Genomic DNA, 24846 nt, shown 5'->3' with positions numbered 1-24846 from the left:
CGAATATCGCTGACGAATTTTCGCTTGCGATATTCGCGGAAGAATATCGTCATCTAATTTTTCGGCGGCGCGGATTTTTTATCGCCGGTATTGGTATCCAGCAGAACATATTCACCATCGCGACCCCAATGCGGCGATTGTGTATCCAGTTTCACGCAAGGACGCCCGCCGCAGGAGGTGATGCCCACGCGCGAATAAGCCTCGAGCACTTCCGCCTGTATGCGCACCGCCGCGGCGCGTTCGCGTACCTCGTGATACTGCTGCCACTGAAACCAGGTCAGCAGGCCGCCGCCGAGCAGCAACAGCACCAGCACACCGCCGACGGCGGCATACGCCAGCCAGATCAGCCGCCGCACATGCGCGGCAGCGGTTTCCTGGCTTTCGGCCATGGCCTTGCTCGCGCTGCCCAGCTTGGACGAGGCGGCGGTGATGGCCTGATCGTACTTGGCCGTGCCCTCGGTCATGGCCGAATCCATGCCTTCCTGCACCAGCTGGGACACCCGGGAACCGGCATTGCTGACCACTTGGTCAACATCGTGGCGAATCTGGTAAATCGCCTCCTCCAGCGCCGACACCGCCTGTTTGTGTTCCTGGACCGTCGCTTCCGAGCGCCGTTCCAGGGTTTCCGCCAGCAGGGCCAGCCGCTTGGCAGTTTCTACAAGTGTCGAAAATTCTTGATCCATCGCCAGTCCCTCGGTCCGGGTGCCGAGATTATCCGGTATTCATTCCAAAGTCCGAGAAAACCGGTTGTTTCCGGCAGTTAACCGGAGTAGATTCCGCCGCCACCATCCAGAGACTAAGGAGAGTAACGATGGCAGAGCCCCGTTTTACCGATAAAACCCTCTATGGCGCGAGTGGACACCCGCGCTCGGCGGACATCGAGCAGGATAAGCTCGGTGACTGCTACTTCGTTTCCCCGCTCGGCTCGCTGGCCGAACAGCAGCCGGGGCGGCTTGAAAACGCGATCAAATACAACGCCGACAAGGGCACCTTCACTGTCACCCTGTACAAGGAAGAGAGCACCGGTTTCCTGGGGCTGGGAGACAAGGTGACCAAGCCGGTCAGCATCGAAGTGACGCAGGCCGAGCTCGAATACAACATCAAGCGTCAGGGCGGCAGCACGGTCGACAACAATCCAGGCACCAACGGCCCGATTTGGCCGGCTGTCATGGAAACCGCCTTCGCCAAGATGCACGACTCCGACGCGAAGAACGGGCTGGAAGAAGGCTTCGAAGCGATCCGCCACGGCGGTTGGCCGCGCGATGCGTTGTTCACGCTCACCGGCGTGAAGGGCGAGACGGTGATGGCCTCCGACGTGCAGGACATGGGCACCGAAGCCGCTCACAAGAAGCTCAGCGACGCGCTGGCGGGCCATCGCCCGGTCATGCTGTCCACGAAGCCGGAAAACACCGCCAGCTTCTTCGGCCTGATCGGCAAGGACGCGCCGCAGGACGGCCTCGCCGACAACCACGCCTACATGGTCGAGAAGGTCTACAAGGACAAGAACGGCGACGTGCAGGTGCAGGTGCGCAATCCCTGGGGCACCAACATGGGCATCGGCGAAGGTCACGACACGCCCAATGCGAGCTTCACCGTCAAGCTGAAGGACATCATGGACGGCGGCGGCCTGGGCCGTTTCGACATCGGTCCGGCGCCCTCGCAGAAGCCCACTCTCGCGCAGGCGGACGTGAAGACCGGCGACCCGCAGGTCGACACGATGCTGGCGAGCCTGAGCGATCCGGCGGGGCTGAAGCAGTCCATGCAGAACCTGGCGTCCTCGCCCGCGGGCCAGCAGTTCGCCGCCAGCGGGCGTGAGCAGTTCCAGGAACAGCAGAACCGCGAGCAGCAAGCCGCGCTGACACGACAGCCGGACGAAGCGACGCAGGACGTGACGCGCAGCCCGATGCGGCATGCCTGAAGCCGCGCGGCGTTTCCTTCCCGAGGTTCCGTGCCTTGCGCGGAACATCGGTCAGAGCAACGCCGCGATCGGGCTCAAACCATTTTTCTTCAGGCTATTCTTCGCAAGAAACATCATGATGCTCCTGCTGCTGTGCGCGGCAGGCTGCACACCAGCAGCAGAGGACACCATGTCGATTAACGAAATCCCGCCCTTCTCTGCAGCGCAGCCGGTGTCCGCGCAGGACCATGCCGAGCAGCAGGCCGCGTTCGTCGACGCCTTGAGCCGGCAGTGGCAGGGCAAGTACCGCATCACCGGCCAGCGCCTGTTCGTCTACACGGCGCCGGCCAAGTGGGTGGTGCTGGACAAGTTCGTGGACAACCACGTGCAGGACAAGCTCGGCGGCAAGCGTGAATACGACGAGCAGAACCTCCCCGGCGTGTCCGCGGCGGTGGTCTGGAAGATCGGCACGTTCCGCACTCACCGCGTCGCCGTGGCGATGGCCGACACGGCCCTCCCGAATGGCGGTACCCTGTTCGGGTATTTCGACGTCGAAAAAGATTAAAATCCACCCCGTGCGCATTCAGGATCGATTCGCGCCGTCATCACCCAAACACCAAGACTAAGGAGAGCAACGATGGCAGAGCCCCGTTTTACCGACAAAACCCTGTACGGCACGTCCGGACATCCCCGCATGTCGGACATCAACCAGGATTCGATCGGCGACTGTTATTTCGTGGCGCCGCTCGGCGCGCTGGCCGAACAGCAGCCCAGCCGCGTCGAGAACGCGATCCAGTACAACGCCGACAAGAACACCTTCACCGTCACGCTGTACAAGGAAGAGGGCACCGGGCCGCTCGGCTTGTTCGGCACCGAGGTCAAACCGGTCAAGATCGAAGTGACGCAGGCCGAGCTCGAATACAACCTCAAGCGCGGCGGCGGCAGCACGGTCGACAACAATCCCGGCACCAACGGCCCGATCTGGCCGGCGGTGATGGAAACCGCCTTCGCCAAGATGCACGACAGCGATCCGAAGGACGGCCTGAAGGAAGGCTTCGACGCGATCGAAGGCGGCAAGTCCTACAACGCCAACTTCGCGCTCACCGGCCTCAAGAGTGAAACCGTCAGTGCCTCCAGCATCGACAGCATGGGCATGGACGAAGCGCTGAAGAAGATCGACGGCGCCATGAAGGAGCATCGCCCGGTCTCGCTGTCCACGGACCCGGAAAAGACCTCGAGCCTCTTCGGCCTGGTCGGCACGGATGCGCCGCAGGACGGCCTCGTCGACAACCACGTCTACATGGTCGAGAAGATCTACAAGGACACCAACGGCGATGTGCAGGTGCAGGTCCGCAATCCCTGGGCCAGCAACGCGGGTGTCGGCGAAGGCCACGACACGCCCAATGCGAGCATCACGGTGAAGCTGAAGGACATCGTCGACGGCGGTGGCCTGGAGATGTTCGATATCGGACCCAAGCCGACCGAGAAGCCGACCCTTGCACAGGCGACGACCGGCGATCGTCACGTCGATGCCATGCTGGCGAGCCTGGACAATCCGGCCGCGATGCGGGAATCGATGAAGACGCTGGCCGCCTCGGCCGACGCGCAGGCGTTCGTCGCGGATGGTCGCGCGCAGGCCGACCAGCAGCAGGCGGCGGCGGAAGTGAAGCCTGCCGAGCCGGCACCGGCGCAAACCACACCGGCGATGCGTATGTGAACAAGCTGCGCATCACATGCCGGGCGCTCGAGGAGTTGAGATGACCCGTTCCCCGTTGCTTTTCTGCCGGAAGATCTTCTTCTGCCAGAGCATCGCGATAGCCCTGCTGCTGAGCGCGGCAGGTTGTACGACGGCAAAGGACACCACCATGTTGATTGATGAAATCCCTCTCTTCTCGGCGGGCAACCCGATCGGTGAAGGCCAGTACACCGAACAGAAGACCGCATTGATCCAGGCGCTGGAACAGCACTGGCAGGGCAAGTACCGGGTCGTGGGACAGCGCTTCTTCGTCTATCCGGCGCCGGCCAAGTGGGTGATCCTGGACAAGTTCGTGAGCAATCACGTTCAGGACAAGATGGGCGGTTCGCCGGAATACGACGAGCACGGCGAGCCGGACATCCCCGGTTTCACCGCGGTCGATGTGTGGAAGGTCGGCACGCTGCGGCCGCGCTACATCGGCGTCACCATGGCCTATCAGCCGCTGCCCGACGGCAGCGTGCTCTACGCCTACCTGGAAGTGGAAAAACTGTAAGCGGAGGCGCCACGCACTCGGCGCGGCGCCGGCCGAAGTGCGTTCATCGAGTTCTGCGTAGACTCGCCGTGTCTTCAGTCGATACGAGCGTCGCGGCGATGCGGAAATCCTTGCGAAGGATGGGGGCTCTGTTGGTTGCGTGCACGGTCCCGGTGACCGTCGCCGCGCAGAATTACGTGGTCGATCTCTCGCAGGTCGACCCTACCGCGATCCTGGCCAGTGCCGGCGACGTGCTGATGCGCGCGCCGGACAGCGCCATCGATGACCTGTTCCAGGCCGCGCACCAGGCCTCGCAATCGCCGCGCGACGCATCGACCTTGTGCGCGTTGTTCGATCCGCACGCCGATCGCAGCTTCGAGTCGCTGGCCGCCACCGCCAATCGGCTCGGACAAGCCAGCCGCGAGCGCTTCGGCACCGCCCTGCTCAACATCGCCGCCGTCGGCTTGCAGGCGCCGCGCCAGTCCTACGACGCCGCGGCTGCCACCAAGACGCTCAAGCAAGCCGGCGTCACGGCGATGCTGCTGCACGACGATTTCATGCTCGGCATGGCCGCCACCGGCGCCGATCCGGCCAGCCGCGATGCGCGCTGTCGCTCTTTCGGCTGGATGCTCGATGCGCTCAAGGACGTGCCGTTGCCGCAGCGTGCCGCGGCGACGCGCCTGATGCTCAACGAAGGGCTGCAGCAACTCGCGCCGAAGTGAGCTGCTTGGAAGTTTTTTGCTCGTCATTCCCGCGTAGGCGGGAATCCAAGGACGTTGAGCACTTGGAAGCAAAGTCCATGGATTCCCGCCTACGCGGGAATGACGATCGGAAATTGCTTTCTCCGGATCGAGGACGCCCTAGCGCTTGTCCGTGAACAGATCGCGATGGAAGAAGTAAACCTCGCGCAACAGGAACTGCCAGCGCGTGCGGAAGCTGCGGAAGCGGCTGCTCGGCGTGGGCGATCCGAGCGCGTCGATGCCGAGTTCGTGGCATAGGCGCAGGGCGCGCGCCATGTGCAGCGGATCGCTGACGATGATCGCGCGATGCAGACCATGCTCGCGCATCAGTGCGCGGGTTTCGATCAGATTGGTATAGGTGGTGCGCGAGCGCTTCTCGATCAGGATCGCGTTCGCGGGCACGCCGTGCTTGATCGCGTAGCGGCGCGACACTTCCGATTCGGCAAAACGCGCACCGGTGCCGAAACCACCGGTGAAGATCAGCGTGGGCGCATTGCCCGCGCGATACAGCGCGATGCCGTGGTCCACGCGCGAGGCCAGCACGGGCGAGGGCACGGCATCGTAGGCGGCCGCGCCCAGCACCACGATCGCATCGGCATGCACGCCGGCATCCGCGGCCTGATCGCGTTCGCCGACATAGATGATCCATACCGCGACGCCGACCAGCCACAGCACGGCCAGCGCCACCAGTTTCTGCAGGAAGCCGAACAGATGACGCGCTAGCGAACGCTTCGGTTTCATGCCGTGGCGACGGACCACGGCAAGGCATCGAGATCGACGTTGCCGCCCGAGAGAATCAGGCCGACCTGTTGCCCCGCGAAGCGTTCGCGATTCGCGAGTACCGCGGCCAGCGTGATCGCCGAGGAAGGCTCCACCAGCTGTTTCGTGCGCTGCCATAGCAGGCGCATCGCGGCCGTGGTCGCGGCGTCGTCGACAACGAGCACCTCTGCCTGCGCCGCGCGCAGCAGCGAGAAATTCGGCGCGCCGAGCGTGCCGCGCAAGCCGTCGCAGATCGTGTCGGGCACGAAATCGACGACGCGCTCGCTGCTTCGAAGCGATGCCGCGGTCTCGGCGGCGCCGGCCGGTTCGGCCAGGAACAGCCGCGTCCGTGGCGACACCGCGGCCAGCGCCAGCGCGGTGCCCGACGCGAGACCGCCGCCACCGACGGGAACCACCAATGCATCGAAGGGTCCGCCAGCGTTGAACAATTCCAAAGCCGCCGTGCCCTGTCCCGCGATCACGCGCGCATCGGTGTAGGGATGCACGAGTTCGGCGCCGGTTTCCGTCTGCACACGCGTGCATTCGGTCTCGCGCGCAGCGATGCCCGGCGCGCAGCGATGCAGGATCGCGCCGTAGGCTTCGATCGCCGCCAGCTTGGCCTGCACCGCGCCTTCGGGCACCACCACGTGACAGGGAATGCCGCGCGTGCGCGCCGCCAGCGCCAGCGCGCCGCCGTGGTTGCCGGAAGAATGCGTCACCACGCCGCGCGCGGCCTGCGCATCGGACAGCGACCACACCGCGTTGCAGGCGCCGCGGAACTTGAAGGCGCCGGCGCGCTGCAGGTGTTCGGCCTTGAATGACAACGTGGCGCCGGCGATCGCGTCGAGCGAAGCGCTGCGCAGCACCGGCGTGACGTGCGCATGCCCGGCGATGCGCGCCGCCGCCGCGAGCAGATCGGGATAGGTGAGTGTCGTGGGGTCCATGCATCCAGCTTGGCGTCTGCCCGCGTGGCCTGTCCAGATGTCGGATGCGGCGCGCAGATGAACCCACGTTCGCTGGAATCTGTCGTGGCCTGGAACACCGTGTCGCGAATCGGTGCCGAACCGGTTCAATTAAGCACGGATTCAAAACGGGAAGACGATGCTGGCCGCAGTTGTCCACAGGGGACGTGCCATGCTTCGCCGAATTTCCCTCGCCCTGCTCGCCACCGCTGCACTCAGCGGCTGCGTCACCGACTACGGTTACCGTAGCGGCGCGGGCGACTATTACTACGGCCGCCCCTCCGTCGAGTACTACGGCTACGACGATTACTACTACGGCGGCGCGCCCTACGGCAGCATCGGCTACGGCTATTACCCGCGGGGATGGGGCTACTACGGCTATCCCAGTTACTACGGCTATCCGTCGTATTACTACCCACCGTACTACTGGCGCCACCACCGTCCGCATCGACCTGACCGCCCGCCACCGACGACCTCGCGCCCGGGACCGATCATGAGCAACCCGTTGCCGCCGAACCGTGGCGTCCGCCCGATCCGGCCGCCCAGTTCGGGGCAGCTGCCGCCGAGCGTCCGTCCGCCGTTGCCGGGGAGTCCGGTGCGCCCGGGCGGGTCGGACGGGTTCCGCCAGGCACCGATCATGTCGCGCCCCACCCCTTGGCGGGGCGGGGACCGTCCGCCGGTCTCGAACGGGATCGGTCGTCCCATGCCGAGCCGCCCCATGCCCGGGATCGAGCGTCCGCGTCCCGTAGCGCCGCCTCAGGCCGCTCCACGGCCGCCAGCCGCGCCTAGAGCGGCTCCCAGAATTCAACTCCGAGACCGTGGTCGCGATCTCGAGCGCTGAGGATGCTTGCTTCCGCGGCCGGATGGTCGCAAGCTACACGTCTGTGACCGACAGCGTCGGGTTTGGACGCAATCGGGTCAATCTATGTCGACTCCCGGCGGGGTAATCCGGATCCCCCCTGTTCCGCTCCCCGTCGGGCGTCGGCGCCTCTCCTCGGACTGACGCCAGGAAGGCCTTCCGCAGGCCTGCGCGCGGTCAACCCCTTGCTAGGGCAGCGCGCAAAAGAATGGGGGCCGAATGTCCCCCGACATTCGGCCCCCGTGGCTACCCCAGTGTGCGCGTGGCCGGCCCTGTTCCATTCCCAGCCAGCGCCCCCTTGTGCGCTTGCCACACCGGGTGCATCGATAAAGCACGCAGGAAGCGTGCCAACTTCTGACGTATTGGGTCCATTTCGTGCGAAGCGAATAGAATTCCCGACGGCGCCTTCACACGGGCGCCGTTTTGGTCACTGACATGAAGAACTCTTTCCATCATTACGACGTCATCGTGATCGGCGGCGGTCACGCCGGCACCGAAGCGGCGCTCGCCTCCGCGCGCGCCGGCAGCCGCACGCTGCTGCTCACCCACAACATCGAGACGGTGGGTGCGATGAGCTGCAATCCGGCCATCGGCGGCATCGGCAAGGGTCACCTGGTGAAGGAGATCGACGCGCTCGGCGGCGTCATGGCCAAGGCCGCGGATGCCGCCGGCATCCAGTGGCGGCGCCTGAATGCCTCTAAGGGGCCGGCCGTGCGCGCCACGCGCTGTCAGGCCGATCGCAATCTCTATCGCGGCTACATCCGTCGCGCGGTGGAGTCGCAATCGAATCTCACCATCTTCCAGTCCGCTGTCGACGATTTGATCATCGACGGCGACGCCGTGCGTGGCGCCATCACCCAGACCGGCCTGCGCTTCGAGGCGCCTGCGGTGGTGCTCACCGCCGGCACCTTCCTCGCCGGCAAGATTCACGTCGGCGAAACCCAGTACGCCGCCGGCCGTGCCGGTGATCCGCCGGCCGCGACGCTGGCGGCCAGGCTGCGCGAACGCCCGGCATTCGTCATCGACCGTTTGAAGACCGGCACGCCGCCGCGCATCGACGGCCGTACCCTCGACTATTCGGCGATGGCCGAACAGCCGGGTGACGATCCGCGTCCTGTGTTCTCCTTCCTGGGCAGCACCGCCGACCACCCGCGTCAGGTCTCGTGCTGGATCACCCACACCACCGAACGCACCCACGAGATCATCCGCGGCGCCCTGCATCGCTCGCCGTTGTACAGCGGCCAGATCGAAGGCATCGGCCCGCGTTACTGCCCCTCGATCGAGGACAAGGTGGTGCGCTTCGCCGACAAGGCCAGCCACCAGATCTTCGTCGAGCCGGAAGGGCTGGACGTGGCGGAAATTTATCCCAACGGCATCTCCACCTCGCTGCCGTTCGATGTGCAGCTGGAACTGGTGCGCTCGATCCGTGGTTTCGAACATGCGCACCTCACGCGTGCCGGCTACGCCATCGAATACGACTTCTTCGATCCGCGTGGCTTGAAGGCCTCGCTGGAAACGAAGGCCGTGAACGGCCTGTTCTTCGCCGGCCAAATCAACGGCACCACCGGCTACGAAGAAGCCGCCGCGCAGGGCCTGATCGCCGGCCTGAACGCCGCGCGCCATGCGCAGGATCAGGAAGCCTGGTCGCCGCGCCGCGATCAGGCCTACATCGGTGTGTTGATCGACGATCTGATCACCCACGGCACCAACGAGCCGTATCGCATGTTCACCTCGCGCGCCGAATACCGATTGCAGCTGCGCGAGGACAACGCCGACCTGCGTCTCACCGAAACCGGTCGCGAACTCGGCCTGGTCGACGAAGCGCGCTGGAGTGCCTTCGCGCGCAAGCGCGATGCCGTCGCCGCCGAAACGCAGCGCCTGCGCGGTTTGTGGGCGGCGCCCAACAACGTCGCCGGTCGCGAAGCGGTGGCCACGCTCGGCATCGAACTCAATCGCGAGACCAATGTGCTCGACCTGCTGCGCCGTCCCGAACTCGATTACACCAAGCTGATGACGGTCTCCGCCTTCGCGCCCGCGGTCGAGGATGCCGCCGTCGCCGAGCAGGTGGAGATCGAAGCCAAATACTCGGGCTATCTGAATCGACAGCGCGAGGAAATCGCGCGCCAGCAGCGCCATGAAGACACCGCGATCCCCACGGACTTCGACTACGCCCTCGTGCGCGGCCTCTCCGCCGAAGTGCAGCAGAAACTCGAACGCGTGCGCCCACAGACCATCGGCCAGGCGCAGCGCATTCCCGGCATGACGCCGGCGGCGATTTCGTTGCTGCTGGTGCATCTCACCCGTGCGCGTCGGGCGCAGGTGGCATGAGCGAGGCGGCTGGTTCCGACACCATCCATCCGATCGCGCCAGAAAAACGCCAGGCTGTATTGGCGGCATTGGAAGGCATCGAGCGCACGCACGACGTACGCGTGCTGTTCGCCTGCGAATCCGGAAGCCGCGGCTGGGGATTCTCCTCCCCCGACAGCGATTACGACGCGCGCTTCGTCTACGTGCATCAGCGTGATTGGTATCTCACTGTCAACGAGAGAACCCGTCCCGGGCAGCCGCAGCGGGATGTCATCGAGTTGCCGATCGACGCCGAACTCGACGTCAGCGGATGGGACCTCCGAAAAGCACTGCGATTGCTGTCGAAATCCAATCCGACGCTCAATGAGTGGCTGCGTTCGCCCATCGTCTATCGGGGGGACGATGTGTGGGCGAAAGAGCTCAAGCAGCTTGCGGAGCGCTTTTATTCGCCGACGGGCGCTTGGTACCACTATCTGAGCATGGCGAAAGGGACGTTTCGCGTTTATCTGCGCAGGGAGCGCGTCAGTATCAAGAAATACCTGTATGCATTGCGGCCAGCCTTGGCCTGTCTATGGATACAGCAGTCCACCGAGCCACCACCAATGGCGTTCGAGGAATTGCTGGAGCGCCTGTTACCGACAGGTCCGCTCAGGGATGCGATAGACCGGTTGCTGGAAGTCAAACGCCGCAGCGCCGAAGTCGCGGACGGCCCGAGAATTCCCGAGATCAGCGATTTTCTCGAGAAGACGCTGGCGGAACTCGATACTGCTTCGCCCAAATTGAGCGGCACGATCGGCCACCCGGATGAGCTGGATGCGTTCTTGCGTCGCGTGTTGTCAGCACAGTCTTAGTCGTGGAATCACTCTTCATCACTGGCCCGACTTTGCCTGATGCGGCGTGATGCCCATCGAAAGCTTGAACGCCCTGCTAAACGCCGCCTCCGATGCGAAACCGACGCGATAGGCGACTTCGCCGACCTTGAGGTTTCCGCTGCGCAGCAGGTCCGCCGCGAGTTGCAGCCTCCAGTGCGTGAGGTATTTTTGTGGTGATGTTCCGATCAAGCGCGTGAAGCGTTCGGCGAATGCGGATTTCGACATGCCCGCGATCCGCGCCAGCATCGTCACGCTCCATGAGCCGGCGGGATCGCCGTAGAAGGCGCTGAGCGCCCTGCCGATGCGTTCGTCCTGCAGCACGGCCAGCCATTTTCCATCCTTCTGCCCATGCTGCGACCAGAAGCGCAGCACTCGGATAACCAGGACATCGATCAATCGCGAGATCATCAAGGTCGCGCCTGGTTTGGGATCGTTTGCTTCGATCATGATGAAGTGAACGAGCAGGCTGAGCCATTGATTGGCATCGCCGTCGTTCTTTCGGACGTTGATGATCTCCGGCAATCGCCCGGTGATCGAGGCGACTGCGCTGGGATCGACGCCGAACAAGCCGATGTTGAGCCTCGTGGCGGGCTCGTCTTCGCGCGATTTCCTGCCTTTGGTCGTTTCGGAAAGCGTCTCCTCGTCGAGATCGTGCGTGATCGCAGGAAGCTGCGCACAAGCGCTGATGCAATGCCCCTTGCTGTGCGGCAGCAGGATCAGGTCACCCTCCGACATCGCGATGGGATCGCGATCGCCGTACCAGACCCAGGCATTGCCTTTCTCGACGTAATGGAAATATCCAAAGCCCGGTTCCAGACGCAGCGCCGAGTGTTCGTGCAGATCACGGATATGAATTCTGTTGCCGCTCAGTCGAACCAGTTGCAGTACGCGCGAGAGAAGGTCCATCTCCATCGGTGCGCTGGTGTTCTGAGCAAAAAATCTGTCTTTTCGAGCATGGACCTTCTTCATAGCGCCCCCTAAGTTACGACGACATCGACCGCCGTCATCGCCAGCGCCGAGGAAGATACGACATTTGGCATGAGGTCATCGATGAAATCGAACGCTTCGCGATGATTCGCTTGTGCGAATCACTCGCGAACATGTTGTTGATGCTGCCATTTGCTTCGCAGCTGCATGGCGGTGCCCGGAGGAATCGATATGAGGAAGATTTTTTTCGAAAAAGCGACGAAGCCGCTGCTTGCGGCGACGTTCGTGCTGATGATGAGCATCGCAATCCATTCACGTGCAGAGGCGCAATCCATGACGGAAAAGACAGCACCGGCGAAACCCAGCATCGTTCTCGTTCATGGCGCATGGGCGGATGGATCGAGTTGGAGCGAGGTGATTCCGCGATTGCAGAAAAAGGGGTATGAAGTGCTTGCCGCGCAATTGCCGCGGTCATCGCTCGCCGACGATGTGGCCGCGACCGCGCGGACGCTGGCGCGGGTCAAGGGCCCGACGATTCTGGTCGGACATTCCTGGGGCGGCGTTGTCATCACTGAGGCCGGCAACGCCGAGCAGGTGGCGGGCCTGGTCTACGTCGCGAGCGTGCAGCCCGAGGCGGGCGAGTCGCTTGGCGACCTGTTGCACCTGGAGCAGTTTGCACCGCCTTCCGGCGCCAAGAGTCTACAGCCGGATGCCACGGGTTATTTCTGGCTCGATCCGGCCGGATTGAAAGATGCGTTCGCGGCAGATCTTCCCGCGGACAAGGTGGCTCTGATCACCGCCACGCAAGGCCCGCTCGCCGGCAAGACGTTAGGCGACAAGATCACCACGCCCGCGTGGAAGAGCAAGCCCAGCTGGAGCATCATCCCCAGGCAGGATCACTCGATCAGCCCCGACTTACAGGCTTGGACCGCCAAGCGCGCCAAGATCGAACCTGTCACCGTCGATAGCAGTCACGTGGTGATGCTGTCGCACCCGGATGAGGTGGTTCGTCTGATCGAAAAAGCCATACAAGCGGTGACGGCCAAAGAGTAAGTGGAGTATCGACTATCGGAGCGATGACTCATGCAGGTTGGAACAGGGCCCGTGAAGCCTCTCTTGGTGTTTGTCCTGCTGATTGCTTTGTTGCTTGCCGCGGTATGGGCATTCGCGCGGGAACCTGACTACTCCGCAACATCCGCTCCTGTTGAACCCAAGCCCGCGATTGTCGTCATGGAGCCGACACCCGGTTCGCTGGCCAAGCAGGGCGCGGTGGTCGTGTTCCGCGCGGAGAACATCACGATGTCGCCGATCTTCGGGCGCGAGGCATTGGAGAAAAGACCGCGCCTCGGGCACTTGCATGTCACCGTCGACGATCTGGCATGGCATTGGGTGCATACCACCGACGAGCCGATTCAGATCAGGGGCTTCGCGCCCGGCAAGCATAAATTGCTGCTGGAGCTGGCCGATCCCACTCATCGCGTCATCGATGCGCAGGCGGTGGAGTTCACGGTCCTGCCGGAGGAGTCCGCGCCGCATCGATGATCCGTGGTGAACGGAAAGCGGCGCGGCTTTATCCGCGCCGCCGCCCATGCCGTTACGATCCGCTGCGCGCCTTCGCGAAAGCATCAGCCAGCGCGCTGTTGAACGCCGGTTGCGCGGGGCGTGCTTGCGGAGCGTTCTGGCGCGGACGCACATCGCGACCGTGGTTGCCCGAGTTGTCCCGAGGTGCGTTGCGGGCTTCGCGCGGCGCCGGTGCATCGTCCAGCCGGCGCGTGAGGGCGATGCGCTTGCGTGCGACATCGACCTCCAACACCTTGACCTTGACGATGTCGCCAGCCTTGACCACATCGCGCGGGTCCTTGACGAACTTGTCCGACAACGCGGAGATGTGGATCAGGCCATCCTGATGCACACCGATGTCGACGAAGGCGCCGAACGCGGCGACGTTGCTGACCACGCCTTCCAGGATCATGCCTTCGCGCAGATCCTTGATGTCCTCGACGCCATCCGCGAATCGCGCCGCCTTGAACTCCGGGCGCGGATCGCGGCCGGGTTTCTCCAGTTCCTTGAGGATGTCGCGCACGGTGGGCACACCGAATTTCTCGTCGGTGAACTGTTCCGGCTTCAAGCCGCGCACGAAGCTGGTGTCGCCGATGAGTTGTTTCACGTCGCGGTCGCTGCTGGCGAGGATGCGCTCGACCACGGGATAGGCTTCCGGATGCACGGCCGAAGCGTCGAGCGGCTGTTCGCCGTCGGCGATGCGCAGGAAGCCGGCGCACTGTTCGAACGTCTTCTCGCCCAGGCGCGGCACCTTGAGCAGATCCTTGCGCGACTTGAACGGGCCGTTGGCATCGCGATGCACAACGATATTTTCGGCCACCGACGGCGACAGGCCGGACACGCGTGCCAGCAACGCGCTGGACGCGGTGTTGACGTAGACGCCGACCGCGTTGACGCAATCCTCGACCTTGGCGTCGAGCGCACGCGCGAGGCGGAACTGGTCGACATCGTGCTGATACTGGCCGACGCCGATCGCCTTCGGTTCGATCTTCACCAGCTCCGCCAGCGGATCCTGCAAGCGGCGAGCGATGGAGACCGCGCCGCGCAACGACACGTCGAGTCCGGGGAATTCCTTCGCCGCCAGTTCGGACGCCGAATACACCGAAGCGCCGGCTTCGCTGACGACGATCTTCTGCAGCTTCAATTCAGGGCTGGCCTTGATCACTTCGCCCGCAAGCTTGTCGGTTTCGCGGCTGGCGGTGCCGTTGCCGATGGCGATCAGTTCGACCTTGTGTTTGGCGCACAAGGCTTTCAGCGTCTGCAGTGATTCGTTCCACTGGCGCCTGGGCTCGTGCGGATAGATGGTGTCGGTCGCCACCAGTTTGCCGGTGGCGTCGACCACGGCGATCTTGCAGCCGGTGCGGATGCCGGGATCGAGACCGAGCACGGTCTTGGGGCCGGCCGGCGCGGCCAGCAGCAGGTCTTTCAAGTTGTCGCCGAACACATCGATCGCTTCGGCTTCGGCCTTCTCGCGCGCTTGCGCGAACAGATCGATCATCAGATGCAGATGCAGCTTGGCCTTCCAGGCCAGCTTGCAGGCGGTCTTCAACCAGGCGTCGGCGGCGCGGCCGCGATCTTCGATGCCGGCATGGCGCGCGACACGGCCTTCGCCATGCAGATGGCCGGCTTCGGCGTCGCTGCCCGGGTCCAGTTCCAGTTGCAGGAATTCCTCGCGGCGGCCGCGGAACAGCGCCAGCAGGCGATGCGACGGAATCTTCGCGAGCGGTTCGGCATGATCGAAGTAATCGCGGAATTTCTCGCCGGCCGCTTCCTTGCCTTCGGTGACGCGAGCGCGGATCACGCCGACGTCCGTCAGCCAGTTGCGCAGTTCGCCGAGCAGCGCGGCATCCTCGCTCCAGCGTTCGATCAGGATCGCGCGCGAGCCTTCCAGCGCGGCCTTGGCGTCGGCGACGCCTTTCTCGGCATCGACGAAAGTAGCCGCCAGCGTCTCCGGCACTTGCGTCGGATCGGCGACGAGCCCGTCGGCCAGCGGTTCCAGCCCGGCCTCGCGCGCGATCTGCGCGCGCGTGCGGCGCTTCTGCTTGTAGGGCAGGTAGAGGTCTTCCAGCCGTGCCTTGCTATCGGCCGCTTCGATTTCGCCGCGCAGCTCATTGGTGAGCTTGCCCTGTTCCTCGATGCTGGCCAGGATCGCCTCGCGGCGGTCTTCCAGTTCGCGCAGATAGGTCAGGCGGGTTTCCAGCGTGCGCAGCTGCGTGTCGTCGAGGCCGCCGGTGACTTCTTTGCGGTAGCGGGCGATGAAGGGCACGGTGGCGCCTTCGTCGAGCAGCGCGATGGCGGCGGTGGTCTGTTCGGCGCGTGCGCCGATTTCCTCGGCGATAGTGCGAGCGATCTTGCGCGTGAGCGCGACGACGTTGTTGTCTTGCATTGCATCCGTCAGCTGTGCGGCCCATCGCCGCGAATCACCGATTGTCGCAATGTGACGGCGTGCCCGAAACCCGTTGACAAGCGCCGCGGGATTGTCTTGCGTTCAGACCTTGCGTTCGACGCGCGCCGCATCCTCGTCATCGTGCCGGCGGCGCCACGGCAGCGGAATGCCGTATAGCATCAGCGCCAACCAGGCCAGCCGGCTCGACCAGCTTTCGCGATAGGGCGATTGCAGCCCGGGATCCCGCGCGTCGCCGTCCTCGTCGAGCGCATAGTCACCCGCTTCCATAGCGCGCAGCACCGCACGGGCGCGTTCGGCGTGAATGTGGAGCACGCGCAGCTTCACGCCGCCGGTCGCCAGCCGCCATTCCCAGTTGGCGTAGGCCAGGTGTTCGTCGTCCAGGTGCGCCTCGATGCCTTCCGACAGCAGCAGGCCGCGCGCCAGATGCGCTTCGATCGGATCGGTGTAGTGGGCGATGGTGGTGAACATGCCGGTGGATATGCGCCGCGCGTACCGCTCGGATAGCATTAACTTGTCCTAGAGTACGCTTCCGGCCATGAAAAGCACCCTTGCCGTCGCCGCTCCTATCGTTGCGTTTGCGGCCGCCGCCCTGCTGGGGGGCTGCCAGAAAGTGGAGTCGCCGGCCAGTCACACCGAGGCCAGCGGCGACACAGTGACCGAATGGCGCGTCCCCGCCGCCGCGGGCGCGGCCGAACCGGATTTGTACCTGGCCCCGGACGGCCGGTTGCTGCTCAGCTGGGTGAAGCCGTTCGACAAATCCCGTTACGTGTTGCAGTTCACCACCTTCGATCGCAACGGACATTGGCAGTGGGCGCCGAAAACGATCGCCGTCGGCGCGTCGATGGTGATCAACTGGGCCGACACGCCGCACATCGCCGCCACCGCCGACGGCGCCTTGTGGGCGCACTGGTTGCAGAAGACGCGCGGCGCCGAAGGGGAAGGTCATTCCTACGATGTCATCGTCAGCCGCTCAGGCGACGACGGCATGATCTGGAGCGCGCCGGTGCGCGCGCACGACGACGGCAAGCCGGTCGAACATGGTTTCGTGTCGTTCTGGCCGGCGGCGCGCGATCGCATCGGCATCGCCTGGCTCGATGGACGCAACACGATCGCCGGCGCTGGTGCCGCTGGCCACGACGGGCACGGCGCAGGGATGATGTCGCTGCGCGCGGCCACGATCGATGCGGCCTCGCGCGTGCAGGATTCCGTCGAGGTCGATGCCTCGGTCTGCGATTGCTGCGGCACCGATGTCGCGATGACCGCGCGCGGCCCGTTGCTCGTGTATCGAGACCGCACCGCGGATGAAATCCGCGACATCTACATCACACGCTTCGACGGTGGCACCTGGCGCACGCCGGCGGCGGTACACGCCGATGGCTGGAAGATCGCGGCCTGTCCGGTGAACGGACCCGCCGTCGCCGCCACGGGCGAACAGGCGGTGGTGGCTTGGTTCACTGCCGCCAACGATACGCCGCTGCTGCAGATTGCGCGCAGCCAGGATGCCGGCGACAGTTTCGCCGCGCCAGTCGTGGTCGACAAAGGCGAGGTGGTGCAAGGCCGCGCCGACGTCGCGCTCGATGCCAAGCATGCATGGGTGGCATGGCTGCGCGAGGATGGCAAGGGACAGTCGCTGTGGCTGGCGCGCTACGCGCCGGACCTGTCGCGCGAACTGGCACGCATCGAAATCGCGAAGCTGCAAGGTCGCGGCCGCGGCACCGGATTCCCGAAGCTCGCCGTGCGTGATGGCGAAGCGTTCCTGTTGTGGACCGACACCGTCAACGGTGTGCCGCAATTGCACGGCGCGAGAATCAAGGCCGCCGGTTAGCTACGCTGCGCGGACAGCGAAGCTGTCGCGTTTATTCTCTGGACAAGCGTAAAAAGCTGAAAAATCCATTACGTTCTCGCTTCCGTACCTTGCCTTTCACGGAAACGAGAGGGGATACTGATCGCGTTGACTAAGGATATAGTCAACGGCCGAGACCCTTCCGGCCAGCCAGATGTTCGTGCACTCGCCAAGGACAGGATGCCGCGTGACTTCTACGCATTTGCCCGTTGTCATTGAACGCCCGCGATCGGCCATCGTCCGCGATGTGTCGTCCGTGCGCATCTCGCCGGGCGCCTTCCTGCTGCCGCTGATCGCGGGCTTCGGCCTCGCGCTCGGTGGCTGCGCGTCTTCCGAACATGCCGAACGGCCTGCCGTCTCCGCCCAAGCCACCGCTACGTCAGCAACTCCGTCAGATTCGCAGGAGCGACCCATGACCACCGCAACATCCATCACCGCTGAAGACATCGGCAAACGCGTGCTGAAGCTGATCGACAGCATCCGCAGCGCCGACGACATCGCGCCCACGCAGATCGAGAAAGTCACCGGCATCAAGGTCGACTTCAATCCGTCGGACGAGAACCAGTACGGTTTCGGCGGAAAGCTCACCGACACGTGGTCGTACAACCTCGTGTCCTTGACCGAGGCGGACGGCTCCAAGCCGACGCGGCTGATGTTCTCCTTCGACGAGCAGAACCACGACGACGATGCCGACATGTCGGCGGTCTGCGGCCTCGATTTCGACGCCTACGCCAAGGCACTGAAGCAGGCCGGGTTCAAATCCGAGCCGGCGCCCGGCGAGCGCAACAGCACGCGCTATTGGGACTTCTCGCGCGGCGATGTTTCGGTGCACGTGTACGTGCGCGGTGAAAGCGACGCCAAGGCCGGCCACAGCTGCGTGACCAGCCTGATCATCAATGCGTAACGGAGACGCATATGTCCACGCCACAGGAAAAACTGGATGCGATGCTCAAGGACTTCGAGTCTCGCACCAAGACGGATAAGGAAAATCCAGGACAGAAGCTGCGCGACCTGCTCGACAAGTCGCCCGATCTGAAGCAGCGCATCCTCGATTCGGTCGACAAGGGCAATCTCGAGAGATTCAATCCGCTTCCGGCGGGAACCGGCGCGGGCGGCACCTACAACTCCGGCAGCAAGACCATCGAGCTGCCGATGCATTACCTGAACAAGTCGGACACGGACAAGGGCGCCGCGTCCGAGCTGATCTTCGTGATGGGACACGAGATCCAGCATTCCTTCAACCGCAATGCCAGCCTCAAGACCAACGAAACCTTGACGAAGCAAGTCGAGGCGATCGCCAAGGGCCCATCACCGCACGACTACACGGAAGCGGTGCGTGGCTATATCGACAGCTACCGCAAGAACGAAGCCAGCGCCCACATCGGCGGATACAACGCGATCGTCTCGCAGGTACAGAAGGACAAGCCGAAGGCGACGCTGGAGGATTTCTACAACGCCCATCCCGGTCGCATGGGGGATTTCATCGAGCGCAGCGGCACCGCGCCGAAATTCAGCTATGCGCTCAAGGCCGGCCTGAGCGTGGACAAAGACCAGCACATGCCCGAGACGAAAGAAAACGTCGAGGCCATGGGCAAGTACTACTTCGGCAAGAAGAAGACACCGGGCAACGGATTCGGGCCGGACAAGGACCAGGACTACACCAACTACTACGGTGACAATGCGCTCAAGCGCATCGACAGCATCGAGAAGCGGGTACAGGCCGAGGCCAAGAAGGCCGATCCCAAGGCTGTCGCGCCGACGATCCAGATCGATCTGAAATCGCTTGGCCTCGACAAGGCGGTGCTCAATACCGGGCTGCCTTACACCGACGTCGCCGCCAAGAAGCATCCGATCGAGGCGAGCGTCGAACCCGAGTCCAACAAGCGTCAGCGCGTCGAAGCTTCGCCGCAACCCTTGTCCGGCCCGCCGCTCTACACGCAGGCGGTCACCGCCCTGGAGAAGCTCGGCGCGGATTCCGGCATCAAGAGTCGCGAGGAACTCGGCGCGGTTGCTGCGGCGATGGCAGTGAAGGCGCAGGGCGATGGTCTGAGCCGCATCGACTCGGTGGTGAAGAGCACGAACGGCCAGGGCCTGATCGCCTTGCAGGGCGAGATGACCTCCATCACGACTGTTCGCAGCTATATCGACAAGGGCGAGGCGGCGCAACAGTCGCAGGTGCAGAATCTGGCGTTGCTGAAACAGAATCAGCCGCAAGGCCAAGAATTGGCGGCGCAGCAAGGTGGTCCGCAGCGCTGAGGCGATTGCGTGATGAGAATCCGGCCCTTGTGTCTGCAGGGCCGGATTTCCTCCGAGCGAAGAGACACCGGCGGAGCATTTTTAGGTTCAGGCTGAAGCTCGTCATTCCCGCGAAGGCGGGAATCCATGTCCTGAAACTTTCCCAGCATGGATTCCCGCCTTCGCGGGAATGACGAACCAATGCGGACGCAATCTAACGCGACTTTTTCAGCCTGCTCGTTTCAAATCGAAACGCATTACGCGATCGCGACATCCACGCCCAGGAAGCGCGCGTAATCGCGGGCGATCTTGCGGATCTGCGTGACTTCACCTTTCCGAAGCGCGCGCAGCTCCTGCAGGGCGAGTGTGGCGCCACGCTTGTCCAGAACGCGCTTCCACAGCGCGGCCACGCGGCCGTCGACGACGACGCTGGCGTTGACCAGCCCGTTGATGCCGATCACCTGACGATTGCTGGCGGGATCGACCGCCGCGGCGCGATCCTTGTAGGACACCAGATATTCGTCGAACGGCGGCAGCAGGAAGAGACGTTTCTCCGGCGTCGGTGCATCATCGCGTGCGTGCCAGTGAGGGCGTCCGTCGAAGTGGATCTGCGATAACCGGTTCGCGTTCATCGCCAGTCCCGCCAGCGCATCCTTCACCGTCAATCCCGACCACCAAGCGAAATCCTGCGCGGTCGCCGGGCCACGCGCGTTGAAATAACGCCATGTCAGTTCGGCCAGCGCTTCCTCGCGCGATTTCGAAGGCGTGGCGGGCACCCAGGCGTCGAGCAGGACGAAGGTCGGTTGCTTGCCCACGCGTGGGCCGCAGCAGATCAATCCTTCCTGGGCCAGACGTCCGGTGAGATTGACGCCGCGCTGACCCGACGTGGGAATGCCGGCCTTCTCGAACGCCGCATACAGGTCGCCGCGCAGCACCGCGCCGTCGCGCAGTGTCTTCTCGACGATCTTGCGGGAGCGCTTGAGCGCGGCATCGTCGAGTCCGTAATCGCGCGCCAGGCGGGTGGCATTGCCGGAGATGGTACGCACGGCGGTCAGTTGCAGCATCCAGCGCGCGTCGCCGACCGCGACCAGATGCAAGGTGCCGCGCATGGGCCAGGTGCGGATCAAGCTGCGCTCGGCGATCGCGCGCTCGATATCGGCTTCGACCGCGTCACGCATGCGCAAGCCCACCGCCCACAGCGAGCCGTAGTAATCCTGCGCCTGCATCGCGCCCATCCAGGCGACGACCTCGGCCGCATGTTCGAAGCGCGGCGTGGCGATGCCATGCCGGTGCAGGCGCCATTGCAGCAGCTCGCGCGCCGTAATCTCGTGCATCGAATTACTTTTCCTTGCGCCAGTTGATCGAGCCGCGATTCTCCAGCGTGCTCGATTCGATCTCGATGTCGAAACCCTTGCTCAGCAGGTACTTGAGCGTGAGCACCTGTCCGGTGCCGAGCAGCGACACGCCGAAGCCGACATACAGGCGCGGCGAGAGCTGCTTGCCGACGCCGAGCACGCTGCCACCAAGCGCGCGCGATTCGCTGATGCCGGCATCGCTGAGGCCGATCTTGCTGCCGATCTGCGAGGCCAGCACGCTGCCGCCGGCACTGAGCGCGGCCGAGGCGGCGCTGAGCTGGTTGCTCTCGTCGCTCGACAGATGCGAGGTGGAGCGGCCGAGAGCGAGGTACGACAGCGCTTCGGAATCGTCGGTGGCCGGGTCGGTCCACACGTTCGCCTGCGGTTGCGAGGCGCGACCGGTGACGTCGATGCCGGCGGTGATGTTCTCGCTTTCGATCTTGCGTTCGGCGCGAATATTGAGAATCGGATCGGACACCGGACCGTTCGACCACGACAGCATGCCGCGCGTGATCTGCAGCTTTTGGCCATAAGCGGCGTACTTGCCGCCGACCTCGAGCTGGCCGCTGCCGGTCATCTCGCGCCCCGGTCGCGCGCGCACGCGCAGCTGTCCGCCGAGAGAGCCGTCCAGGCCGAAGCCCTTCAGTTTCACGTCATTGCCCATCACCAGGGTGAGGTCGAGTTCGAGAGGCGAGTCGCCGGTGTCTTCCGGGTCTTCAGGATCGAGCACCACGACATCAGGTGAAGCGGAAACACCTTGATCGAGGCGCTCGAGATCGATCATCGCGCTCGGCACGGTGACCGAGCCGGTCACGTTGAGCGGCTGCTTCGCGGCATAGCGCACGGTGATGTCGGGATTGGCGACCGCATGCAGATCGCGCGTGTCGGACACCAGCACGTTGTTGCCGCGCAACTGCAATTGCAGCGGCGTCTCCTCACCCTGCCAGCCGAGGCTGCCATTGATGTTGAGCATGCCTTCGCCGGAACGGATGCTGCCGTCGATGCGCGCGCTGCCGTCGGCGAGCGCGTTCAACCGCACGTTGCCTTCCTGCAGGACGATGCCGAGCGAGGGCAGTTCGGTGCCGAAGTTGCTCAGCTGCGCCTGCCCGCCGAGCGCCGGCTGCGAGCGCGTGCCGGAGAGGGTGATGCGGCCGTCGAGCTTGCCGGTGGGTTCAACGATGTCGGGCGAGAACAGCTCCAGCCAGGTGAGTTCCTCGGTGTTGATCGACACCGCGCCTGACAGCGGCGAGTACGTGTCCCAGCCGGTCGCGACGTTCGCATCGACCCGGCCGCCGCCGTTGAAGGCGCTGCCGAGCGTGGCGCGCAGCTGGCGCGCGTCGAAGTCGGCGTCGAGCACGAGGTTGTCGTAGCTGATCACGTCGTTGCGCGCACGCTCGCTCATGCGCAGGCCGCCGCTGGCGGAAGTCACTTTCAAGTTGCCCTGATAGGCGTTGCCGGCCGGGCGCACCTGGCCTTCGAGCGCGATCTCGCCACGCAGGATCCAGGGACGGCCATCCTCGCGCTCGGGCAAGTAGGGCGTGGCCAGCGTCAGCGGCAAGCCGTTGCCGCGGATGCGCAGGCCCTGCTGCGGCCAGTCGGCGTTCGCGCACAAGGCGCCGGGGCCGGAGGAGAAGCAACTTTCGGAGAGCGTCCAGCGACTGCCGTTCTGCGCGAAACGCGCGGGCGATTGCAGTCGCCATGCCGCGCCTTTCGACGGCGCCAGATGCAGCGAGGCCAGTGTGCCCAGCCAGTTACCGTTGCGATCGCGTTCGGCATGTCCGGCGAGATCGAGCGCGCCGATCTCCCCGCGCGTGCTGGCTTCGAGCTGCAGGTTTTCGATCGCGCCGCGCGCGTTCACCTGCAGGCTTTCGAGCGCGATGCCGGCGTTGACGCCTTGCGCGGTGACGGCGATCGAACCGTTCGAGCCCTTCCACGGCATCATGCCTTTCACGCTCAGGCTGGACGCCGTGTAATCGGTGTACTTCAAACCGCTGCCGGTGAGATCGGCTTCGACGTTCGGCGCGGTGCGCGCGCCGGTCAACCGCACGCTGCCGCGCAGCGCACCGGCGGCGCCGGGCAGCAGATCGGCAAGTTGCAGCGGTGTCAGGTTCGCATCGATCGCGAGCACGTCGCTGACCTTGCCCTTGGCATCGATACGGCTGTCGCCGAGGCTGAGCGCGACTTCGCCGTCGAAATTCGATTGCGTCTTGCCGGTGGCCGGGCCATGCATCGCGAAGGTGGCGCGACCGGCGAGCTTGCGACCGCGCAGCGTGCCGCCGAGCTGTTCGGCATCGACGTCGATCTCCAGGCCGCCATCCTCGCGCGTGCGCCCCTGGCTGGCGAGCGTGCCGTTCACCGCGCCCTTCCAGTCGCGCGCGAAATAGCCGGGATCGAAACCGGCAAGCTTGGCGTCGATGGTCCACGACAGCGACGGCGTCCAGCCGACTTCGCCCGTGGCATCCAGCGTGCCGGTCGGCATCGCCGCGCGCAGCGATTTCAACGTGAGCTTCTCCGCGTTGCCGCGCCCGTCGAAATTCACAGTCGCGCGCTGCTGCTCGCGCGTGAGCGTGGCCTTGCCCACGGCGGTCCAGTCCTTCGTGGTGCCGGCGATGTCGAAATCGGCGTTGGCACCGATCGCGGGTGCAGCATCTTTCGTCTTGGCGGCTTTGGGGTCGGCGCCGAAGGAAAGATCGCGCGCGTTGACCGAGAACTTGAAATTGGCATCCTCGGGCTTGCTGAAATCGCCGCGCCCGCGCGCGACGATGTGGCCGCCGAACACGTCCACCGCCAGCGGCTTGAATTCCAGCACCTGCTGCTCGAGCTTCACTTTCGACGGCTGCAGCACCACATCGAGATCGCCTTGTCGCAGCTTGCCTTGCAGATTGGCTTCGCCGCCGATGCCGTCGGCCTTGAGGTCGAAGGCAAGCGGTGTTCCCGGCTCGCCGCTGCCGATGATCAGGCCTGGATCGAGCGCCGTGGTACTGGCGGTGAAATGCCAGCGCGGATCGTCCTTGCCACGCAGTGTGAGCAGGGCGCGCAGCTTGTCCGGCACGTTGCCCGAGATGGCGATGTCGAGCTTGGACAGATCGCCGCGCGCGGCGAGGCCAATGCGCGGCCGTGTGCGCGCCGGTGGCGCCGGCAATAGCGCGCTGGCGGTGAGCGACATGCGGTAGTCGTCGCGCGGGGCGTAATCGCCGTGCACACTGAAGTGGCCGCGATCGCTGTCGACGACGAGCTGCTCGATGTGCAGCTTGCCCTGGCGCGCATCGACGCCGCCGTGCGCGCTGCGGATGTCGATGAGCGATTCGCCGGCTTGCGACACCTTGAAGCCGTTGATGCGGATCTTGTCGGCCTGCAACGCCAGCGGCAGGTCGATGTTCGGCAGTACCTCCGGCCAGCGCGGCAGCTCGAACGGCTCGTCGCTCTTGGGCAGCTCCAGCGTCGCGCCTTCGATGTCGAGCGCATCCAGCCGCAGCAACTTGCCGAGCAGCGGGCGGATGTCCGGATCGACCACGACGCGCTTGGCCGTGAACACCAGCGTGCCCGGCTTCGCGCACTGGCCGTACGGCACGGGTTCGCCGTCCTTGTCGGGACAGCTTTGCATCTCGAAACGCAGGCCATTCAAGACCAGCGAGCCGACGACTGGGCCTTCGGCCTTTTCCCAGGTCAGGCGCGTGCCGGCCGGCAGGCGCGCGACGATCTGCGCCATCAGGAAATCGCGGCCGCCCAGCGTCCACAGCAGCCAGTACACGGCGAGCGCCGCCAGCACGACCAGCACCATCGTGCCGAGCGCGCTGCGAAGTGCGAGCGTGCGCATGCGCGCGCGCCGCCGTGCACGCAGCTCGGCGATGCGGGCGTCGCGTTCTTCGGGGGTGAGCTCGCGCGTGTCTACCAT

The 24846-nt window shown here is 64.7% G+C and carries 20 protein-coding genes; 12 read left to right on the top strand and 8 right to left on the bottom strand.

Annotation, left to right across the window (positions count from 1 at the left end; translation table 11 throughout):
* Nucleotides 1-53 precede the first annotated feature (53 nt).
* Nucleotides 54-683: a hypothetical protein gene (locus LG367_RS00575; RefSeq protein ID WP_226467270.1), complete on the bottom strand. Its 630-nt coding sequence runs from the start codon at nt 681-683 to the stop codon at nt 54-56.
* A gap of 128 nt (nt 684-811) precedes the next feature.
* On the opposite strand from LG367_RS00575, the gene LG367_RS00570 reads away from it, so the two are divergent.
* The 5 genes from LG367_RS00570 to LG367_RS00550 all read left to right on the top strand — a co-directional run bounded on the left by LG367_RS00570 (nt 812) and on the right by LG367_RS00550 (nt 4847).
* Nucleotides 812-1918, top strand: coding sequence for a C2 family cysteine protease (locus LG367_RS00570; RefSeq protein ID WP_226467269.1), 1107 nt, complete (start codon nt 812-814; stop codon nt 1916-1918).
* Nucleotides 1911-2462, top strand: a complete 552-nt coding sequence (locus LG367_RS00565; protein WP_226467268.1) for a hypothetical protein — start codon at nt 1911-1913, stop codon at nt 2460-2462. Before LG367_RS00570 ends, LG367_RS00565 begins: the two co-directional genes overlap by 8 nt.
* Nucleotides 2463-2534: 72 nt before the next feature.
* The gene (locus LG367_RS00560) at nt 2535-3614 is read left to right on the top strand and encodes a C2 family cysteine protease (protein WP_226467267.1); all 1080 of its coding nucleotides are present in this window, start codon (nt 2535-2537) and stop codon (nt 3612-3614) included.
* A gap of 40 nt (nt 3615-3654) precedes the next feature.
* Nucleotides 3655-4146 (top strand): hypothetical protein, encoded by a 492-nt coding sequence (locus LG367_RS00555; RefSeq protein WP_226467266.1) that lies wholly within the window; start codon nt 3655-3657, stop codon nt 4144-4146.
* 119 nt (nt 4147-4265) lie between these two features.
* Nucleotides 4266-4847 carry a hypothetical protein gene (locus tag LG367_RS00550; RefSeq protein WP_226467265.1) on the top strand — a complete coding sequence of 194 codons (582 nt, stop codon included), beginning with the start codon at nt 4266-4268 and terminating at the stop codon, nt 4845-4847.
* Nucleotides 4848-4985: 138 nt separating this feature from the next.
* Here LG367_RS00550 and LG367_RS00545 read toward each other — a convergent pair whose 3' ends face one another.
* Both LG367_RS00545 and LG367_RS00540 read right to left on the bottom strand, forming a co-directional pair.
* Entirely contained in the window at nt 4986-5606 is a 621-nt protein-coding gene (locus LG367_RS00545; protein ID WP_226467264.1) for a YdcF family protein, read from the bottom strand.
* Nucleotides 5603-6568, bottom strand: coding sequence for a pyridoxal-phosphate dependent enzyme (locus LG367_RS00540; RefSeq protein WP_226467263.1), 966 nt, complete (start codon nt 6566-6568; stop codon nt 5603-5605). The genes LG367_RS00545 and LG367_RS00540 overlap by 4 nt, the downstream gene beginning before the upstream one ends.
* Before the next feature lie 1312 nt (nt 6569-7880).
* Here LG367_RS00540 and mnmG point away from each other — a divergent pair.
* Together mnmG and LG367_RS00530 are read left to right on the top strand one after the other, a co-directional pair.
* Entirely contained in the window at nt 7881-9773 is a 1893-nt protein-coding gene (gene mnmG / locus LG367_RS00535) for a tRNA uridine-5-carboxymethylaminomethyl(34) synthesis enzyme MnmG (protein ID WP_226467262.1), read from the top strand.
* Complete coding sequence (locus LG367_RS00530; protein ID WP_226467261.1) at nt 9770-10603, top strand: nucleotidyltransferase domain-containing protein; 834 nt, start codon at nt 9770-9772, stop codon at nt 10601-10603. Before mnmG ends, LG367_RS00530 begins: the two co-directional genes overlap by 4 nt.
* 18 nt (nt 10604-10621) lie before the next feature.
* Here the strand turns inward: LG367_RS00530 and LG367_RS00525 are convergent, their stop codons facing one another.
* Complete coding sequence (locus LG367_RS00525) at nt 10622-11536, bottom strand: AraC family transcriptional regulator (RefSeq protein WP_226467260.1); 915 nt, start codon at nt 11534-11536, stop codon at nt 10622-10624.
* A gap of 246 nt (nt 11537-11782) precedes the next feature.
* Between LG367_RS00525 and LG367_RS00520 the strand changes: the two genes are divergently transcribed.
* The gene (locus LG367_RS00520; RefSeq protein ID WP_226467259.1) at nt 11783-12604 is read left to right on the top strand and encodes an alpha/beta fold hydrolase; all 822 of its coding nucleotides are present in this window, start codon (nt 11783-11785) and stop codon (nt 12602-12604) included.
* 66 nt (nt 12605-12670) lie between these two features.
* On the top strand, nt 12671-13093 hold the full coding sequence (locus tag LG367_RS00515) for a DUF6130 family protein (RefSeq protein WP_226467944.1): 423 nt from the start codon (nt 12671-12673) through the stop codon (nt 13091-13093).
* Between the two features lie 52 nt (nt 13094-13145).
* On the opposite strand, the gene LG367_RS00510 is transcribed toward LG367_RS00515, so the two are convergent.
* Together LG367_RS00510 and LG367_RS00505 are read right to left on the bottom strand one after the other, a co-directional pair.
* Complete coding sequence (locus tag LG367_RS00510; protein ID WP_226467258.1) at nt 13146-15497, bottom strand: Tex family protein; 2352 nt, start codon at nt 15495-15497, stop codon at nt 13146-13148.
* A 102-nt stretch (nt 15498-15599) separates the two neighbouring features.
* The gene (locus LG367_RS00505) at nt 15600-16025 is read right to left on the bottom strand and encodes a putative signal transducing protein (protein ID WP_226467257.1); all 426 of its coding nucleotides are present in this window, start codon (nt 16023-16025) and stop codon (nt 15600-15602) included.
* A gap of 28 nt (nt 16026-16053) precedes the next feature.
* Between LG367_RS00505 and LG367_RS00500 the strand changes: the two genes are divergently transcribed.
* From LG367_RS00500 to LG367_RS00490, 3 genes are all read left to right on the top strand, one after another.
* Nucleotides 16054-17343 carry a hypothetical protein gene (locus tag LG367_RS00500; RefSeq protein ID WP_226467256.1) on the top strand — a complete coding sequence of 430 codons (1290 nt, stop codon included), beginning with the start codon at nt 16054-16056 and terminating at the stop codon, nt 17341-17343.
* 430 nt (nt 17344-17773) lie between these two features.
* Nucleotides 17774-18265 (top strand): hypothetical protein, encoded by a 492-nt coding sequence (locus tag LG367_RS00495; RefSeq protein ID WP_226467255.1) that lies wholly within the window; start codon nt 17774-17776, stop codon nt 18263-18265.
* An 11-nt stretch (nt 18266-18276) separates the two neighbouring features.
* Nucleotides 18277-19617 (top strand): XVIPCD domain-containing protein, encoded by a 1341-nt coding sequence (locus LG367_RS00490; protein WP_226467254.1) that lies wholly within the window; start codon nt 18277-18279, stop codon nt 19615-19617.
* A 236-nt stretch (nt 19618-19853) separates the two neighbouring features.
* On the opposite strand, the gene LG367_RS00485 is transcribed toward LG367_RS00490, so the two are convergent.
* Together LG367_RS00485 and LG367_RS00480 are read right to left on the bottom strand one after the other, a co-directional pair.
* Nucleotides 19854-20930, bottom strand: a complete 1077-nt coding sequence (locus tag LG367_RS00485) for a winged helix DNA-binding domain-containing protein (RefSeq protein WP_226467253.1) — start codon at nt 20928-20930, stop codon at nt 19854-19856.
* A 4-nt stretch (nt 20931-20934) separates the two neighbouring features.
* Nucleotides 20935-24846 (bottom strand): translocation/assembly module TamB domain-containing protein, encoded by a 3912-nt coding sequence (locus tag LG367_RS00480; RefSeq protein WP_226467252.1) that lies wholly within the window; start codon nt 24844-24846, stop codon nt 20935-20937.

The sequence above is a fragment of the Luteimonas panaciterrae genome (genome assembly GCF_020511115.1).
Lineage (GTDB): Bacteria > Pseudomonadota > Gammaproteobacteria > Xanthomonadales > Xanthomonadaceae > Luteimonas > Luteimonas panaciterrae.
Note: the sequence above shows the minus strand (reverse complement) of the source record. Positions and strands in the feature narration are given on the sequence as shown.